This is a genomic window from Arthrobacter sp. Soil_C_60 (assembly GCF_057656375.1).
The window spans coordinates 581,428-597,270 of sequence record NZ_JBDGKM010000001.1 but is presented as its reverse complement, the minus strand read 5'-3'; the positions used below and the strand labels follow the sequence as shown (position 1 = coordinate 597,270).

Below are 15,843 nucleotides of genomic sequence, written 5' to 3'. Positions count from 1 at the left end.
GCAGGACAGGGCCGTCGCACGGTTTCTCCAGGGGTTTTCCACCCGGCAGTTCGCCAAATTCACCGCGATGCCTTCCTCGGACGCTGACAGTTTGTGTCTGTGGGGGTAGTTCCTGATAAGCTCATTGACGTCCCAAAAGGTGCTGGCAGATTTACCCGGCACCGCGCCCTCGTAGCTCAGGGGATAGAGCGTCTGCCTCCGGAGCAGAAGGCCGTAGGTTCGAATCCTATCGAGGGCACCGCAGAAAACCCCGCCGCTGGAATACCAGCAGGCGGGGTTTTCCCGTTCCGGCAGGACACGAAGTGTGCAGGCAAGCCTGGCGACCGTCGTGGTCAGTGAACAGCCATGGCCGCGGAGCTTCCGCGGAACGTCCGGCGATAGGTTGCCGGCGAAATGTTGAGTGCTTTGACGAAGTGATGGCGCAGCAGGACCGCCTGCCCGAAGCCGGTGGCGCGGGCAATCTCGTCGATGTTCAGGTCAGAGGTTTCCAGCAGCTCCTGGGCCAGCAACACACGCTGGGCATTGATCCACGCAGCGGGCGTCGCACCGGTCTCAGCGCGGAACCGTCTGGCGAAAGTCCGTTCCGACATGTGCACGCGCTGGGACAGTTCCGAGATGGAGACCTCGCGGTCAAGGTTCTCGCTGAGCCAGACCACGAGATCCTTGAGAGTGCTGCAACCTTCCAGCGACAAGGGGCGCGCAATGTACTGGGCCTGGCCACCCTCCCGGTGCGGCGGTACCACCATGTCCCGGGCAATCGCTGCCGCCACACCGGCGCCGAGCTCCGTCCGGACCAGATGCAGGCATGCATCGATCCCTGCCGACGTACCGGCACTGGTGATGATCCGGTCATCCTGGACATAGAGCACGTTCTCGTCGACATGGATCTGCGGGTATTGCTGGGCAAGCTGCTGCGAGTACTGCCAGTGGGTGGTGGCGCGGCGTCCGTCCAGCAATCCGGCTCCGGCCAGCACAAAAGCACCTGTGCACAATGACATCACCCACGCTCCGCGCGCATGGGCGCGGCGCAGGGACTGCTTAACCTTTTCCGGGACGGGCGCGTCCCATTGATAAGGCGCCACGATGAGCAGATCCGCGTCCTCGGCCGCTTCCAGACCCAATGCGACGTCGATGGAAAACCCGGTCTTGGTGTCCACTTTCCCCGGCGTAGGTGTGCAGACCTTGAAGTCGAAGGCTGGCACCCCCGTTCCACGCGCGGAACGGTCAATGCCGAACACCTCGCAGGCGACCCCGAATTCGAACGGCGAGGTACCCGGAAGTACCAGCACAGCCACGTTTTTGAGCATGAGTCCATTATGGCAGTTTTTTATCGTTAGTGGTCGTTTCTGCCACTCTTTTTTTGGTCCGTACCGGCGCACCATGAAGTCATGGAACTTCTTCTAGCTCTGGCTTTCATCCTCGTTATCGTTGCCACCGTCGCCATCATCCCCAGCGACGGACACGGCCACACTCCGGAAGAGCGGTCCCTGCAGGACTGGTCCGACGGCGCACTGCCCAGCCGCCCGTTCTCCCAGCTGATGCGCTGGTAAGCGCCTGCTGCTCCCCGCTCGAAGACGGCGCTGCTGAAATACTTACTGCCGGTGGGCAAACAGGTCCCGCAGCAGCGCCACTTCGGCAAGGTGATGGATCATTTCGCGGTTGATGTGCAGTACCAGCGCACCCATGGAACGATCCGCAAACCGCCCTTCTGCCGCCCCGCACGGTTTCTCCAGGCCCGGCTCGCCCAAGGAACCCACGCCGTCGATCCAGCGGGCATAGTATTCGTCCAGCAGCGCCAGCGCACCGTCTGCGGTTCCCGGATAGTCAAAGCTTTCGTAATCGACCGCCGGCCCACCGAAGTGCGACGCATTCCTGGTTCCCAGCACTCCGACCAAGATATGGCCCAGCCGCCATGCAATGGTGGTGACCGGTGCGGGATAGGGCTCGGGGATGGCGAAGTCGATCGTGTAATCACCGGAGCCTACGGCCATCGGCGCATGGCTGGTCCCGCGGTGGCGTACATTCCAGCAGTCCTCCCCCGGTTCCCAGAAATACTCCTCGTCGGTCAGCCCCTTTAGCCGGGGCCTGGCCTGGTTCTCCCAGTGCCACTGAAGCTGGTCCAGCAGTTCGAATTCAGCGTTGAACACCATTTCCCGCTCCCTTTCCCGATGAACTCCGCCCACGGCGGCGCTGCAGCTTGTCTGGCTCCATCATGTCGTGCGATCGCCGGTTTGCCCAGAGAATTCAGGACGGCGGCTGTCCGCAATGGGGCGTAGATTATGTGCATGCTTGAAACGTCGGCACGGCTGCTTCAGCTATTGTCCCTGCTCCAAATGCGCCGCGAATGGACCGGTTCGGCTTTGGCTGCGCGCATGAGTGTCACGGAGCGGACAGTCAGGCGGGACATCGACAAGCTGCGCAGTCTCGGCTATCCCATCAACGCATCGCCTGGCGTGGCGGGCGGTTATCAACTCGGCGCTGGCGCGCAGCTGCCGCCGCTGTTGCTGGACGATGACGAAGCCCTGGCCGTTGCGCTGGGGCTCAGCGCCGTCACCGCCAGCCCCGTTTCCGGTGTTGCCGAAGCTTCGGTACGTGCGCTGACCAAGCTTGAGCAGGTACTCCCGTCGAGACTCCGGCCCAAATTCACCATGCTCAAGAACGCAGTTACCACGCTGAGCAGCCCGCGGACGGTGGTAAACCCGGACACTCTGACCAGCGTTTCCGCCGCCATCGCCGACCGCCGCGTTGTGGCCTTCCGCTACGCCAAACCGGACAGCGAGTCCTCCCGGCGGCTGGCCGAGCCGTACGGCCTGGTGGATACCGGACACCGCTGGTATCTGGTGGCCTGGGATCTGGGCCGCCAGGACTGGCGGACGTTCCGCGTGGACAGGTTCGAAAGCGTTCCTTCCGCACGGGAGCGCTTCACGCCCAGGCCGCTGCCGCAAAAGGATCTGGCAACCTATGTCCAGCGCTCGATCACACGCTCGCCCTACCGTTATGACGTCGTCGTACGAATTTTCGCGCCGCTTCAAACGGTGGCCGAACGGATACCGCCCCAAGTAGCGGAGCTAACTAACGACGGCGGCAATACCGTTCTGCGTTCGGGTTTCGATTCGCTGGACTACCCCTTGATGCAGCTCGCCGCCATGGGGTTCGAGTTTGAAATCCTCCAGCCCGCCGAATTCAAGGACCGTGCGGTGGAACTGGCGGGAAAACTGGCGAAGGCCGGACGCTAACGCGTCCGACCTTCATCAGTCCCGCCCGACACTGGCCCGCAGCCTGGGTCCCGGCAGACCTACTGCAGCATGGTGCGGTCGTCCAGGGCGCCGCCCTTGATCTTTTCGAACTCGTGCAACAGGTCCTGGACGGTGGTTTTACGCTTCTGTTCCTGGCCAATGTCCAGGATGATCCGGCCTTCATGCATCATGATCAGCCGGCTCCCCAGGCGTAGTGCCTGCTCCATATTGTGCGTGACCATCAGTGTGGTCAACTGGTGCCGTTCCACAACCTCCGCGGTCAAGCGGCTCACGAGGTCAGCCCGTTGCGGATCCAGTGCGGCGGTGTGCTCATCCAGCAGCAGGATTTTCGGGCTGCTGAACGTGGCCATGAGCAGTGAGAGCGCCTGGCGCTGCCCTCCGGAGAGGAGGCCCACCTTGGCTTTGAGCCGGTTCTCCAGGCCCAGCTCCAGGGATTTGAGCTCCTCCTGGAAGAACTCCCGCTTCTTCTTCGTGACACCGGGGCCCAGGCCTCGCGTCTTACCGCGCTCATAAGCCATGGACATGTTCTGTTCGATGGTCATGTCCGGGGAGGTCCCGGCCATCGGATCCTGGAAGACCCGGCCAATGAATTTTGCCCGCTGGTGGTCCGCCAGCTTGGTCACGTCATTGCCGTCGATCCTGACCGTACCGGTGTCCGGGCGGAGCTTGCCCGAAGTGATGTTCAGGACCGTCGATTTCCCGGCGCCGTTGCTGCCGATCACCGTGACGAACTCGCCTGGCGTCAGCGATAGGTTGATCTCCTTCAGCGCCACCCGCTCATTGACGGTGCCGGCAAAAAAGGTCTTGTGCACATTAGTTATATCCAGCATGTCAGCCCTTAGCTCCAGCCCCGGTCAAAGACTTCCTCATGTTGGCCAGTCCGCCGATCCGTTTGAAGAACTTCCATTGTGGCAGCACCAAGGCGATGACCACCAGCACTGCGGAGATCAGCTTCATATCGTTCGGGTTCAGACCCGCCTGGAGGGCAAGCTGAATAACCACTCGGTACAAAACGGAGCCGAGAACTACGGCCAGCGAGGCGATGATGATGAGCCTCGAGCCGAAGATCGCCTGCCCGATGATGACTGATGCAAGGCCAGCCAGAATCAGGCCGATGCCCATGCCGATGTCGGCGAACCCCTGGTACTGGGCAATGAGTGCCCCGCACAGGCCAACCAGCCCGTTGGAAAGCGCAAGACCCAGGATTTTCATCCGGTCCGTGCTTACGCCGAAGCTGCGGATCATTTCTTCGTTGTCACCGGTAGCCTGCATGGCCAGACCGACGTCTGTGTGCAGGAACCAGTCGATGACGAACTTGACCGCCAGGGCAAACAGCGAGAAGACCACCACGGCCATGGCCGTGCCAAGCAGGCCTGCGTCGCGCAGGGGCGTAATGAGCGTGTCTTCGCGCAGCAGGGGCAGGTTTGCCCTGCCCATGATGCGCAGGTTGATCGAGTACAGCGCGATCATGGTCAGAATGCCGGCCAGCAAGCCGTTGATCTTGCCCTTGGTATGCAGTATCCCGGTAATCCAGCCGGCAACCAGCCCTGCACCGAAAGCAGCGATGGTGGCGACCACTGGCGAGGAGCCGTTGATAATCATGATCGAGGCGACGGCGGCCCCGGTGGTGAAGCTGCCGTCAACCGTCAGATCGGGAAAATTCAGAATGCGGAAGGTCAGATAGACCCCCAGAGCCATGATCGCGTAGATCAGGCCCAGCTCAACCGCGACAATCATGTGTCGGTATCCTCAGGTTCTACTCGATGACGCGGTCGGCGGATTCCAGCAGGGAAGCCGGAATCTCGATGCCCATGCGCTCAGCGGCTGCGGGATTGACGACAACTTCCAGTTCGGAGGCTGTCTGGATCGGCATGGATGCCGGGTCGGCACCCTTGAGGACCTCGATGGCCATCATGCCCGTCTGGTAGCCCAGGTCCTCGTAGTTGATGCCCTCGGTAGCGACGGCACCGCCTTCAACGCTGGCGGCGTCCGAGGCGATCACCGGGATCTTCTTGGATTCCGCAACGCCGATAAGCGACTTCAGGGCAGACACAACGTTGTTGTCCGTGGGTACATAGAACGCGTCGACGTCCAGGGACTGCGCGGCCTGCTGGACCTCGCTGGAGTTACTGACAGTGGCTTCCTTGATTTCAAGACCCATCTCGGCGGCGACCTTCTTCGCCAAGTCAACCTGGACCTGGGAGTTCACTTCTCCCGAGCTGTAGACAATGCCCACGCTCTTGGCGTCCGGAACCAGTTCCTTCAGCAGGCCCAGCTGTTCCTTGACGGGATTGAGGTCGCTCGTCCCGGTGATGTTGCCGCCGGGGGCTTCCAGCGATCCGACCAGGCCAGCCTCGACCGGATCGGTGACGGCGGTGATCAGGATGGGGATGTCCTGGATGGCCTGCGCGGCCGCCTGGGCAGTCGGAGTGGCGATCGCGAGGACAAGGTCCTTCTGATCGGTGGCGAACTTGCCGGCAATCGAGGTGGCGGTAGCCTGGTCGCCCTGTGCGTTCTGCTCGTCGTAGGTGACGTTTTCACCCTCGGTGTAGCCGTTCTCGGCCAGGGCCTTCTTGAAGCCCTCCCGCGACGCATCCAGCGAAGGGTGGGAAACAATCTGCGTGATGCCGATTTCGACCATTTCCCCGGCCGCCCCGCTCTCGCCGGAGCCGGCCTCGCCGCCGCCGTTACCGCACGCTGTCATCAGCAGCGCCGAGGCGAACAGCGAGGCGCCCATGGTTGTGTATGTTGACCGTTTCATGCCAGTGATTCCTTTCAAATCGCAAACGTGCCGGATGCTCCCGGCCCGCTCCCCCAAGTCACAGCCGTCCATGCGCTCCACCACGTTGCTGACGGCGGAATATGCCGCTTGCCGGCGGCGTCATTACCCGGCTGCGGACACGGACAGTCATTCCCTGCGGAAAGTCCACTTCGATAGTACCTGTGAACAGCGTCACATTGTCTAATCTTGGGCACAGGCCTAGGACAAGAGTCCACTCATGCGGTCCTAAGAATGGACGATCCGTATCGAAATGGCAGCAAGGCTCCGGTTCTGTCCATGGATGTGTGGATGCCTGGGAACCGATAAACTGGGCGCAATCATGACACTGAAAATCACTTATCCCGAGATGTTGCCGGTTTCGGAACGGCGGGATGACATTATGGCGGCCATTGCCGCCAACCAGGTCACCATCATTGCCGGCGAAACCGGTTCGGGGAAGACCACCCAGATCCCCAAAATGTGCCTCGAGTTGGGGCTCGCGGAGAAGGGCCTGATCGGCCACACCCAGCCACGGCGGCTCGCGGCCCGCACCGTTGCCGAGCGGATCGCGGAGGAACTCGACGTCAAGCTGGGCGAGGAAGTAGGCTTCCAAGTCCGTTTCACCGGCCAAGTTGGCCGCAGCACCCGGATCAAGCTGATGACGGACGGCATTCTGCTCGCCGAAATCCAGCACGACAAGCTGCTGAAGAAATACAGCACCATCATCATCGACGAGGCGCATGAGCGAAGCCTCAACATCGACTTCATTCTGGGCTACCTCAAGCGTATTCTGCCGCAGCGCCCCGATCTGACAGTCATCATCACTTCCGCCACCATTGATCCGGAGCGCTTCGCCAAGCATTTCGGCGACGATGAGCCGGCTCCGATCATCGAGGTTTCGGGCCGCACCTACCCCGTGGAAATCAGGTACCGCCCGCTCAACATGCCGGCAGGCACTATCGACTCGGACGATGAACTGGAAGAGGACCGCGATCCCATGGACGCGGTCTGCGACGCGGTGGACGAACTGGCCGGCGAAGCCCACGGCGACATCCTCGTCTTCTTCTCCGGGGAGCGGGAAATCCGCGACGCCGCGGACGCACTGCGGTCGCGGGTGCAAACCAACCGCCGGTTGGCGGGAACCGAGATCCTGCCGCTCTATGCCAGGCTTTCCCTGGCCGAACAGCACCGGGTCTTTTCGCCCGGTTCCGGCGGCAAGCGGCGGATCGTCCTGGCCACCAACGTGGCGGAAACCTCCCTGACCGTACCGGGGATCAAATACGTCATCGATACGGGCACGGCCCGCATCTCGAGGTATTCGCACCGGACCAAGGTCCAGCGTTTGCCCATTGAGCGGATCTCCCAGGCCTCCGCCAACCAGCGCTCCGGCCGCTGCGGCCGAGTCAGCGACGGCATCGCAATCAGGCTGTATTCGCAAGAGGACTTCGAAGCCCGGCGCGAGTTCACCGATCCCGAAATCCTACGCACCAATCTGGCCGCCGTCATCCTCCAGATGACAGCCATGGGTGTGGCCCGCAGCCCGAAGGACATCGAGAATTTCCCGTTCGTCGAGCCGCCGGAGACCCGGGCGATTAACGACGGCGTCAACCTCCTCCGCGAGCTCGGCGCCCTGGCTGAGCCCGGCAAACCAGCAGACGCGGTGCGCGAACCGCAAGCCACCGGCCGCGGCGGTGGCCGTAACCCGAGCCGCGAACCCGGCCTGACCGCCGTCGGGCATCAGCTGGCCCAGTTGCCGGTGGATCCCCGTCTGGGCCGCATGATTGTCGAAGCCGGCAAACGCGGGTGCGTCCGCGAGGTCATGATTCTCGCTGCGGCGCTGACCATCCAGGATCCGCGTGAACGGCCCTCGGCCGACAGCGGCAGTAAGCAGCAGCAGGCCGCCGAACTGCACAAGCGCTTCGTGGACGAGAACTCGGACTTCACCGGCATCCTGAACCTATGGCGCTACGTGCAGGACAAGCAGAAGGAGCTGTCCTCCACCCAGTTCCGCAAGGTGTGCCGCACCGAGTTCATCAACTACCTGCGGATCCGCGAATGGCAGGATTTGTTTGCCCAACTGCGGCAACTCGCCAAGCCGCTGGGCATCACGCTCTCTTCCGGCAGCGAAGTAGATCCTGTTGGCAAGCATGACGACATCCACAAGAGCCTGCTGGCCGGCCTGCTCAGCCACATCGGCGCCTACGAGGAGCGCAAACGTGAATACGCCGGCGCCCGTGGCACCCGCTTCGCAATCTTCCCCGGCTCGGCCCTGTTCAAAAAGTCACCCGATTGGGTCATGGCGGCCGAACTGGTGGAGACGTCCCGGCTGTGGGCCCGCGTAGCTGCCCGGTTCGATCCGGTGTGGGCCGAGGAAATCGCCCCGCAACTGCTCAAACGGACCTATTCCGAGCCGCACTGGTCCCGTCGCCTGGGTTCCGTTATGGCCTACGAGAAGGTCACGCTCTACGGCGTCCCGATCATCCCGCAGCGGCGCATCCAGTACGGCAGGATCGACCGCGAGCTCAGCCGGGATCTCTTCATCCGCCATGCCCTGGTTGAAGGTGACTGGCGCACCCACCACAAGTTCTTCCACCGCAACCGCGCCCTGCTGGCAGAGGTCGAGGAGCTGGAGACACGTACTCGCCGGCGCGGCCTCCGTGTGGATGATGAAACGCTTTTCGAGTTCTACGATCAGCGCATCGGCGAGAACGTGGTCTCCGAGCGACACTTCGACAAGTGGTGGAAGGCGGCACGGCAGGAAAATCCCACGCTGCTGGACTTCGACCCCGATGCGCTCCTGACCGAAGAAGCCGAAGAGCTCGATCCCGGCGCCTTCCCGAAGATCTGGCGCCAAGGCTCTTTCGAACTGCCGCTGAGCTATGAATTTTCGCCGGTGGCGCCCGGCGGGACACCCAATCCCTCGGACGGTGTCACGGCGGAAGTGCCAGTGCTGTTCCTGAACCAGCTCAATCCGGCACCCTTCCGCTGGCAGATTCCCGGCCTGCGGGCCGACCTGGTCACCGCCTTGATCAAGTCCCTGCCGAAACAAGTGCGCAAGAACTTCGTGCCGGCCCCCGATGTGGCCCGGACGGCTGCCGCGGCTCTTGCCGAGGAGTTTGTTCCGGAAGAAGACGAGCTGGAACCCTCGCTGGAGCTGGTGCTCCGCCGGCTCAAAGGCCACATCATCCCGCCCGGTTCATGGAACTGGGAAGCAGTGCCGCCGCACCTGCGGGTCAGTTTCCGTGTGGTGGACGCACGCGGAAAAGTCCTGGGCGAAGACAAAGACCTGGCCCGGCTGCAGGAAGAACTTGCACCGCAGACCCGCCGTGCCATCGCCGATTCACTCGGTGCCACGCCCAAGACGGCCAAGCCCGTGAAACAGGCCAAGACGACGTCGACGTTGGCGGCTCCGGCGTCGAGCGGCATCCAGGAACTGACAGGGCTGACCGAGTGGACGGGCGGCACGCTCGAACGCGAGGTCAAGCGGTTGGTAGCGGGCCACACGGTCACGGGCTATCCGGCATTCGTGGATGAAGGCCAGACGGTCGCGCGGCGGATCTATCCCACTGCCGCAGAGCAGGAGTCCGCCATGCGGTCCGGCGTCATCCGGCTGCTGGCGCTTCGGGTGCCGTCCCCGCAGCGCTACGTGCTGGACCATTTGAATAACACCGAGAAACTCACCTTCAGCCAGAACCCCCATGGTTCGGTCGCCTCGTTGATCGATGATTGTACGCTGGCGGCCATCGATAAGCTGGTGCCGCAGGAGCTGCCGTGGTCCAAGGAAGAGTTCGACCGCCTGTATGAGGTGGTCCGTGCGGAACTGATCGACACCGTCTTCTCGGTGACCGCCGTCGTCGAAAAGATCCTCTCCAGCAACCGGCGGATCCAGAAATCGCTCAAGGCCAGCACGAGCCTGGCCCTGATCAGCGCCCTGAACGACATCAAGAGCCAGCTCGAGCAGCTGATCTATCCCGGTTTCGTCGCCCGTACGGGCTATGCCCAGCTGAGCCATCTCCCCCGCTATCTGACGGCGATCGAGCGGAGGCTGGAAAAGCTGCCAACCAACGTGACGCGGGACGGCCAGCAAATGGTAGCCGTGCAAAAGCTTGAAGACGAGTACGACGACGCCGTCGCGGCTTTGCGTCCAGGCTCACGGCACCCCGAAGAGCTGCGCAGGGTGCGGTGGATGCTCGAGGAACTGAGGGTCAGTTTCTTCGCCCAGGAACTGGGAACGGCCTATTCCATTTCAGAGAAGCGCGTGCGTGCTGCCCTGAACGAGGCCCTCAGTAAATGACGCTGGACGGACGGCCCAGCGTCACCGTCTAATCTGCCGGGACGAATTCGCCGTAGCCGGCGTCGCGCAGGCCCGCGCGCAATTGCCGGGCGTTGTTCTCCATCCGTTCGGGATCCGGGTTCTGCTCTGCCCGCTTGAAGTCGAACTCGGCTTCCGAGCTGGCCGGCCACACGTGAAGGTGGAGGTGGTCCACTTCGAAACCGGCGATAATCATTCCCGCCCGCGGTGCTCCGAACGCCTCAACCTGCACCTTGCCGATGGTCTGGGCAACGGCCGTGACTTTCTGCCAAAGCTCCGCCGGCGCGTCCGTCCAGCGGTCCACTTCCGCACGGGGAACCACCAGCGTGTGGCCGTCCGCCAAGGGCCCAATGCTGAGGAAAGCAACGACGTCGTCGTCCTTCCACACAAATTTGCCGGGAATCTCACCGTTGATGATTTTCGTGAACAGCGTGCTCATGCTTTCTCCTTCACAGATGCTATATCCAGGACAAACCGGTACTTCACATCACCGGCAACCATTCGGTCGTACGCGTCATTGAGCTGGTCGGCGGTGACCATTTCAACGTCGGAAGTGATGTTGTGTTCGGCGCAGAAGTCCAACATCTCCTGCGTCTCGGCGATCCCGCCGATCATTGAGCCGCCATAGGCAATGCGCTTCCGGATGAGCGCGCCGACCGGAACCGGCGGCATGTCCCCGGGAGGCAACCCCAGCTGGATCAGGGCGCCATCCCTACGGATGGTCCGCAAGTAGGGGCCGAGATCGTGCGCAGCCGCGACGGTGTCGATGATCAGGTCGATGCTGTTCCGGACCTGCGCCATCGACACCCTGTCTGAGGAGAGGACTACGCGGTCTGCCCCCAGTGTGCGGGCTGCCTCGGACTTGCCTTCCGACGTAGTGAACACCGTGACTTCGGCGCCCATGGCCTTGGCGAGCTTGACGGCCATGTGCCCGAGGCCGCCCAGGCCCACAACTCCCACCGAATCGCCGGCCTCCACCCCGAAGTACCGCATAGGTGAGTAGACGGTGATGCCGGCACACAGCAGCGGGGCCGTGGCCGCCGGGTCGAGGCTCTCCGGAACGCGCAGACAGTAATTTTCGTCGACGACGATCGAGGTGGCGTAGCCGCCCTGCGTCGGCTCGCCCCCGCGCCGCCGGTCGGGCACACCGTACGTGCCGGTGGACCCGTTCTCGCAGTACTGCTCCAGGCCCTCTTCGCAGCTGATGCATTCGCGGCAGGAATCCACCAAGCAGCCCACGCCCACTAGATCACCGATAGCGTGGAGCGTCACGTCCTGCCCAATCCCCGTCACCCGTCCGACGATCTCGTGGCCGGGCACCAGCGGATACCGCGACGGCCGCCACTCGCTGCGCACGGCATGCACATCCGAATGGCACAGTCCGCAGAAGGCAATGGTGATCTCCACATCGTGAGGTTCGGGCTCACGCCGCTCGATCTGCAGGGGAAGAAGCCCCGACGTCGGCGATGTCGCGGCATAGGCCTGCGCGGTACTCATGGATCTCCTCGGATTCGGCGCTGGCAGGGGCTGGCCCAACGGCGGCGGTTTGGGACGGCCAAGACTCATACAGCGACGCTACCCTGTTGCCGTATCAGCCTGCCAGTTGGGAACGAGGAGCTGTCCCTGGTTCAGAAACAGTGTCGACGGCATACCCGCCCGGCTAGCTCCCCAGAGCCACGGGCAGTTCCGAACGTTGCGACCACTGCGACCAGGAGCCGGGGAACAAGGCGGCCTCGAGGCCAGCGTGGGCCAATGCGGCAACCTCATGGGCGGCCGTGACACCGGACCCGCAGTACACTCCAATCGCCCTGCCCGGCATCACACCCAGCTCGCGGAACCTGGCGGCCAGCTGTTCCGGGGGCAGGAACCTGCCCGCTGCATCCAGGTTGGCGCCGGCCGGAGCGTTGACGGCGCCGGGAATGTGACCCGCCTTCGGGTCCACGGGTTCGCTCTCGCCGCGGTACCGCTCCGGTGCCCTGGCATCGAGCAGCAGCCCGTAGCTGGTAAACCCGGTGACTTCCTCGAGCCCCAGCACGGGCATTTGGCCCGGCGCCAGGGCGACGCAGCCGAGGCACGGCAATTCGTCGCCGCTATCGGTTTCTAAGCCCGCAGCCTGCCAGGCTGACAGTCCGCCGTCGAGCAGGAAGACGTTGTCGAAGCCACCGTCTTTGAGCAGCCACCATAGCCGTGCGGCGGAAAGCCCGCCCACGTTGTCATAGGCGACCACCGTATCCCCGTTGTTGATTCCCCATTCCCGGGCTGCTTCCTCGAAAGCGGCTGCGGCGGGCAGCGGATGGCGCCCGGCTTGCGGGGACGGCGGCGCGGCCAACTGCCTTTCCAGATCGACGTAGACAGCGCCGGGAATGTGCTCGGCAAGATAGTGTTCGCGGCCGTGGGGGTCGCCCAGCGCCCAGCGGACATCGAGTACAACCGTGCGGAGGCCGGAGGTCATCCGGTCCTGCAGGGTCCGTACGTCCATCAGAGTCCTCATGAGATCTCCTCCTGAACTGTTGCCGGCCCCGTTGCCGGCGGATGTGCTGCTGCCCAGGATTTGGGCAGCTGGGTTATTACAACGTGACGCTTTGCCCCGGCTCCAGATGTTCGTAGCGGGTGCCATACCGTTCGCCGAAGGACTTCACATGTTTTTCGACAATACCCTTGCCCGCGCTGTTCAACAGGCCGTCATGAATCGGGAACGCCCGTTCTGCCCGCACAGCCGTGACAAAATCGATTACCTCGCCGACCTTGGACCAGGGCGCATGGATCGGCACCAGTACCGTTGAAACCTGCAGGCCATGGGGCACGATAAAGGAATCCCCTGGGTGGTACACCTCGTCATTAATCAGGTAACCGATGTTGGCGACCATGGGAATGTGCGGGTGGATCAGGGCGTGCTGTCCGCCAAACGTGCGGATGTCGAAGCCGGGAATCGAAAACCGGGTTCCGGAGTCCGACGCATGGATTCGCCCGGCCGCCTCGGGCACCAGCGCACGCAGTTCCTCTGCCACACCCGCCGGGCCGTAGACCTGCAGTTCCGGCATGGCCAGGATGGCCGAAGGCAGCCGTTCCCGGTCGACATGGTCCTCGTGTTCGTGCGTAATCAGGACGGTGCCGGCGCCGTCCAGAGCCTGGTCAACCTCGGACAAGTTTCCGGGATCGAGGACCAGCACGTGTCCGTCGCGCTCAAGTCTGACGCATGCGTGGGTGTACTTGGTTAGCAGCATGGTCCCAGCCTACCCAGCCGGTGCCGTCCGGCAACCGGTCCCGGGCCGGCTGATAGGCTGGAGGTCAGCCTTCAGGCCGCACCACCAGCTGTCAAGGAGACCTCCCACGCAATGTCGACCCCCTCTGCCGATTCCCAGGCACCCCGCCGCGGTTCGGAGCAACGAGTGACCCGGCAGCGGCTCGCCGTCAGCGGCGCACTGGACAGCCTCGACGATTTCGTCAGTACTCAGGAACTGCACCGGCTGCTGCATGGCCGCGGTGAATCGGTCTCGCTGGCTACCACGTATCGGATCCTGCAATCCATGGCCGAGGACGGGCAGGTGGATGTGCTGCGCAAGGACGACGGCGAGGCCGTGTACCGGCGCTGCGCCGTTGAGCACCACCATCATCACCTGCTCTGCAGGGACTGCGGCAAGGCCGTGGAGATCGAGGCGCCGGCAGTCGAACAGTGGGCTTCCCGTGTTGCGGCCGAGCACGGCTACACGCAAGTCGCGCACACCGTGGAAATGTACGGGCTCTGCCCGGAATGCAGCGCTAAGCGGCAGTAACTTTCACCGCAGCGATATCCGGGGAAGTGCTCCGCTTTGTCCTGCCCAGCTTGTCGCGCCGCGCACCGATCAACCGGCAGACCAGGTAGATCAGGAACGAGATCGTGGTGACGTAGGGGCTGATTGGAATGCGCCCGCCCAAAGCCAGAAGAATGCCGCCCACCACGGAAACCAGCGCGAAGATCACGCTGAGACCGACCACCAGCCGCGGAGAAGCGGTGACCCGAAGTGCCGCGGCAGAGGGTGTGATTACCAATGCCAGCACCAGCAGCGCGCCCACTATCTGGATGGACAGGGCGACCGCCAGCCCCAGCAGGAACATGAACGCGATGGCCAGCTTGCCCACGGGCACTCCCCGGGCCTCGGCAAGATCCGGATCCGCGCTGGCAAACGTCAGGGGCCGCCAGATCGCCAGCAGGGCCACGATAACGAACAGCGAGCATCCCAGCATCACATTCAACTGCACGGTGTCTACCGAGACGATCTGCCCGGTCAGCAGGCCGAACTTATTCGCGGACCTGCCCTCGTACAAGGACAGGAAAAGAATGCCCAGGCCCAGGCCGAACGGCATGATGACTCCGATAATGGAGTTCCTGTCCCGCGCCCGCATGCCCATGACGCCGAGGATGACGGCGGCAACCACGGAGCCCACCAGCGAGCCGAAAACCACGTTGGCGCCGACGAGCAGCGCGAAAGCGGCGCCGGCGAAAGACAGTTCGGCGATGCCGTGGACGGCAAAGGCCAGATCCCGCATCATCACGAAGGTTCCGATGAGGCCGCCGACCAGGCCAAGCACGGCTCCGGCAATGAGCGAGTTGGTCACCAGCGGAAGCAACTGGGCGTAGTCTTCAAAGTTGAAGACCGCGTTCATGAACTCATTGAGGTCCATGCTCAGTCCTCCTCGCCGTGATGATGGGTGGTGGCGTCCGGCAGCCCGACCACGATGATGCGGCCCTCGTTATGGATGACTTCGACGTGGCTGTTGTACATGTCCGACAGGACTTCGGTGGTCATAACCTCTTCGGGCGCCCCGACCCGGAACTGGCCGCCCGCCAAGTACAGCACCCGGTCCACGTAATCGATGATCGGATTGATCTCGTGCGTCACGAACACCACGGCGCTGTTCTGCTCATGGCATTGCGCATTGATCAATGCACTCACTGCCTGCTGATGGTGCAGGTCCAGCGACAGCAACGGCTCGTCGCACAGCAGCACCTTGGGATCCGTGGCCAGCGCCTGCGCGGCCCTCAGCCGCTGTTGCTCGCCGCCGGAGAGCAAGCCGACCGGAGCCTCCGCATAGGACGAGGCACCGACCAGATCCAGCAGTTCGTCCACGCGCCGGCGGTGCTTGCGGCCATTGAGCCGGACACCCCAGCGGTGACCGTCCAGGCCGAGACCGACAAGGTCCCTCGCGCGCAGTGGCGTGCCCGGAACAAATGACTTCTGCTGCGGGATGTAGCCGATCTCGCGGCTTCCCCGCGCGATCGAGCCGCCGTTGATGCGTGCACTTCCGTGCGTCAGCGGCTGCAGTCCGAGCAGTACCCGCAGGAAACTCGTCTTGCCGGACCCGTTCGGCCCGAGCACCGCAAAGAACTCGCCCGGGTTGATCTCGAGGTCCAGATCATGCCACAGCACGCGGTTGCCAAAGGAAAGGGAGGCCCCCTGCAGGCTGACGGCGGGTGTTGTCACACGGTTCCTTGTACTCGGTCCGGCTGGCTGGGACAAGTCAATCACAGTACT

General features: G+C 63.3%; 15 protein-coding genes and 1 tRNA gene. 5 read left to right on the top strand and 11 right to left on the bottom strand.

What is annotated here, in order from left to right:
• Positions 1–165 precede the first annotated feature (165 nt).
• Positions 166–238 (top strand) — tRNA-Arg (locus AC3A4M_RS02885).
• A gap of 94 nt (positions 239–332) precedes the next feature.
• Here AC3A4M_RS02885 and AC3A4M_RS02880 read toward each other — a convergent pair.
• On the bottom strand, positions 333–1,307 hold the full coding sequence (locus AC3A4M_RS02880; RefSeq protein WP_498733857.1) for a GlxA family transcriptional regulator: 975 nt from the start codon (positions 1,305–1,307) through the stop codon (positions 333–335).
• An 81-nt stretch (positions 1,308–1,388) separates the two neighbouring features.
• On the opposite strand from AC3A4M_RS02880, the gene AC3A4M_RS02875 reads away from it, so the two are divergent.
• Positions 1,389–1,550 (top strand): hypothetical protein, encoded by a 162-nt coding sequence (locus AC3A4M_RS02875; protein ID WP_171059325.1) that lies wholly within the window; start codon positions 1,389–1,391, stop codon positions 1,548–1,550.
• 42 nt (positions 1,551–1,592) lie between these two features.
• Here the strand turns inward: AC3A4M_RS02875 and AC3A4M_RS02870 are convergent, their stop codons facing one another.
• Complete coding sequence (locus AC3A4M_RS02870) at positions 1,593–2,150, bottom strand: DinB family protein (protein WP_498733854.1); 558 nt, start codon at positions 2,148–2,150, stop codon at positions 1,593–1,595.
• A 135-nt stretch (positions 2,151–2,285) separates the two neighbouring features.
• Here AC3A4M_RS02870 and AC3A4M_RS02865 point away from each other — a divergent pair, with 135 nt between their 5' ends.
• A complete protein-coding gene (locus AC3A4M_RS02865) occupies positions 2,286–3,236 on the top strand; it encodes a helix-turn-helix transcriptional regulator (RefSeq protein WP_498733851.1) in 951 nt (316 codons plus the stop codon).
• Between the two features lie 59 nt (positions 3,237–3,295).
• Here AC3A4M_RS02865 and AC3A4M_RS02860 read toward each other — a convergent pair whose 3' ends face one another.
• Genes AC3A4M_RS02860 through AC3A4M_RS02850 form a run of 3 tightly spaced genes read right to left on the bottom strand, consistent with a single transcriptional unit; the run spans position 3,296 to position 6,018 of the window.
• Positions 3,296–4,087, bottom strand: coding sequence for an ABC transporter ATP-binding protein (locus AC3A4M_RS02860; RefSeq protein ID WP_169994276.1), 792 nt, complete (start codon positions 4,085–4,087; stop codon positions 3,296–3,298).
• Position 4,088: 1 nt separating this feature from the next.
• Entirely contained in the window at positions 4,089–4,994 is a 906-nt protein-coding gene (locus AC3A4M_RS02855; RefSeq protein ID WP_498733849.1) for an ABC transporter permease, read from the bottom strand.
• 19 nt (positions 4,995–5,013) lie between these two features.
• The gene (locus tag AC3A4M_RS02850) at positions 5,014–6,018 is read right to left on the bottom strand and encodes an ABC transporter substrate-binding protein (protein WP_498733847.1); all 1,005 of its coding nucleotides are present in this window, start codon (positions 6,016–6,018) and stop codon (positions 5,014–5,016) included.
• 340 nt (positions 6,019–6,358) lie between these two features.
• Here AC3A4M_RS02850 and hrpA point away from each other — a divergent pair, with 340 nt between their 5' ends.
• Positions 6,359–10,312, top strand: coding sequence for an ATP-dependent RNA helicase HrpA (hrpA, locus tag AC3A4M_RS02845; protein ID WP_498733845.1), 3,954 nt, complete (start codon positions 6,359–6,361; stop codon positions 10,310–10,312).
• Between the two features lie 28 nt (positions 10,313–10,340).
• Here the strand turns inward: hrpA and AC3A4M_RS02840 are convergent, their stop codons facing one another.
• From AC3A4M_RS02840 to AC3A4M_RS02825, 4 genes are all read right to left on the bottom strand, one after another.
• Positions 10,341–10,769 carry an HIT family protein gene (locus AC3A4M_RS02840; RefSeq protein WP_498731372.1) on the bottom strand — a complete coding sequence of 143 codons (429 nt, stop codon included), beginning with the start codon at positions 10,767–10,769 and terminating at the stop codon, positions 10,341–10,343.
• Positions 10,766–11,896, bottom strand: a complete 1,131-nt coding sequence (locus tag AC3A4M_RS02835) for an NAD(P)-dependent alcohol dehydrogenase (RefSeq protein ID WP_498733843.1) — start codon at positions 11,894–11,896, stop codon at positions 10,766–10,768. The genes AC3A4M_RS02840 and AC3A4M_RS02835 overlap by 4 nt, the downstream gene beginning before the upstream one ends.
• Before the next feature lie 94 nt (positions 11,897–11,990).
• Positions 11,991–12,821: a sulfurtransferase gene (locus tag AC3A4M_RS02830; RefSeq protein WP_498733841.1), complete on the bottom strand. Its 831-nt coding sequence runs from the start codon at positions 12,819–12,821 to the stop codon at positions 11,991–11,993.
• Positions 12,822–12,897: 76 nt separating this feature from the next.
• Positions 12,898–13,554, bottom strand: coding sequence for an MBL fold metallo-hydrolase (locus AC3A4M_RS02825; protein ID WP_498733839.1), 657 nt, complete (start codon positions 13,552–13,554; stop codon positions 12,898–12,900).
• 111 nt (positions 13,555–13,665) lie between these two features.
• Here AC3A4M_RS02825 and AC3A4M_RS02820 point away from each other — a divergent pair, with 111 nt between their 5' ends.
• Positions 13,666–14,103: a Fur family transcriptional regulator gene (locus tag AC3A4M_RS02820; protein WP_498638427.1), complete on the top strand. Its 438-nt coding sequence runs from the start codon at positions 13,666–13,668 to the stop codon at positions 14,101–14,103.
• Here the strand turns inward: AC3A4M_RS02820 and AC3A4M_RS02815 are convergent.
• Positions 14,090–14,992, bottom strand: coding sequence for a metal ABC transporter permease (locus tag AC3A4M_RS02815; RefSeq protein ID WP_498733836.1), 903 nt, complete (start codon positions 14,990–14,992; stop codon positions 14,090–14,092). The genes AC3A4M_RS02820 and AC3A4M_RS02815 overlap by 14 nt on opposite strands.
• Positions 14,993–14,994: 2 nt before the next feature.
• The gene (locus AC3A4M_RS02810; RefSeq protein ID WP_498638429.1) at positions 14,995–15,792 is read right to left on the bottom strand and encodes a metal ABC transporter ATP-binding protein; all 798 of its coding nucleotides are present in this window, start codon (positions 15,790–15,792) and stop codon (positions 14,995–14,997) included.
• Positions 15,793–15,843: the final 51 nt, after the last annotated feature.

Excerpts from the sequence above, each read along its gene's own strand:
- AC3A4M_RS02880 (WP_498733857.1), bottom strand. The coding sequence starts at position 1,307 with ATGCTCAAAAACGTGGCTGTGCTGGTACTTCCGGGTACCTCGCCGTTC.
- AC3A4M_RS02875 (WP_171059325.1), top strand. The coding sequence starts at position 1,389 with ATGGAACTTCTTCTAGCTCTGGCTTTCATCCTCGTTATCGTTGCCACC.
- AC3A4M_RS02870 (WP_498733854.1), bottom strand. The coding sequence starts at position 2,150 with ATGGTGTTCAACGCTGAATTCGAACTGCTGGACCAGCTTCAGTGGCAC.
- AC3A4M_RS02865 (WP_498733851.1), top strand. The coding sequence starts at position 2,286 with ATGCTTGAAACGTCGGCACGGCTGCTTCAGCTATTGTCCCTGCTCCAA.
- AC3A4M_RS02860 (WP_169994276.1), bottom strand. The coding sequence starts at position 4,087 with ATGCTGGATATAACTAATGTGCACAAGACCTTTTTTGCCGGCACCGTC.
- AC3A4M_RS02855 (WP_498733849.1), bottom strand. The coding sequence starts at position 4,994 with ATGATTGTCGCGGTTGAGCTGGGCCTGATCTACGCGATCATGGCTCTG.
- AC3A4M_RS02850 (WP_498733847.1), bottom strand. The coding sequence starts at position 6,018 with ATGAAACGGTCAACATACACAACCATGGGCGCCTCGCTGTTCGCCTCG.
- hrpA (WP_498733845.1), top strand. The coding sequence starts at position 6,359 with ATGACACTGAAAATCACTTATCCCGAGATGTTGCCGGTTTCGGAACGG.
- AC3A4M_RS02840 (WP_498731372.1), bottom strand. The coding sequence starts at position 10,769 with ATGAGCACGCTGTTCACGAAAATCATCAACGGTGAGATTCCCGGCAAA.
- AC3A4M_RS02835 (WP_498733843.1), bottom strand. The coding sequence starts at position 11,896 with ATGAGTCTTGGCCGTCCCAAACCGCCGCCGTTGGGCCAGCCCCTGCCA.
- AC3A4M_RS02830 (WP_498733841.1), bottom strand. The coding sequence starts at position 12,821 with ATGAGGACTCTGATGGACGTACGGACCCTGCAGGACCGGATGACCTCC.
- AC3A4M_RS02825 (WP_498733839.1), bottom strand. The coding sequence starts at position 13,554 with ATGCTGCTAACCAAGTACACCCACGCATGCGTCAGACTTGAGCGCGAC.
- AC3A4M_RS02820 (WP_498638427.1), top strand. The coding sequence starts at position 13,666 with ATGTCGACCCCCTCTGCCGATTCCCAGGCACCCCGCCGCGGTTCGGAG.
- AC3A4M_RS02815 (WP_498733836.1), bottom strand. The coding sequence starts at position 14,992 with ATGGACCTCAATGAGTTCATGAACGCGGTCTTCAACTTTGAAGACTAC.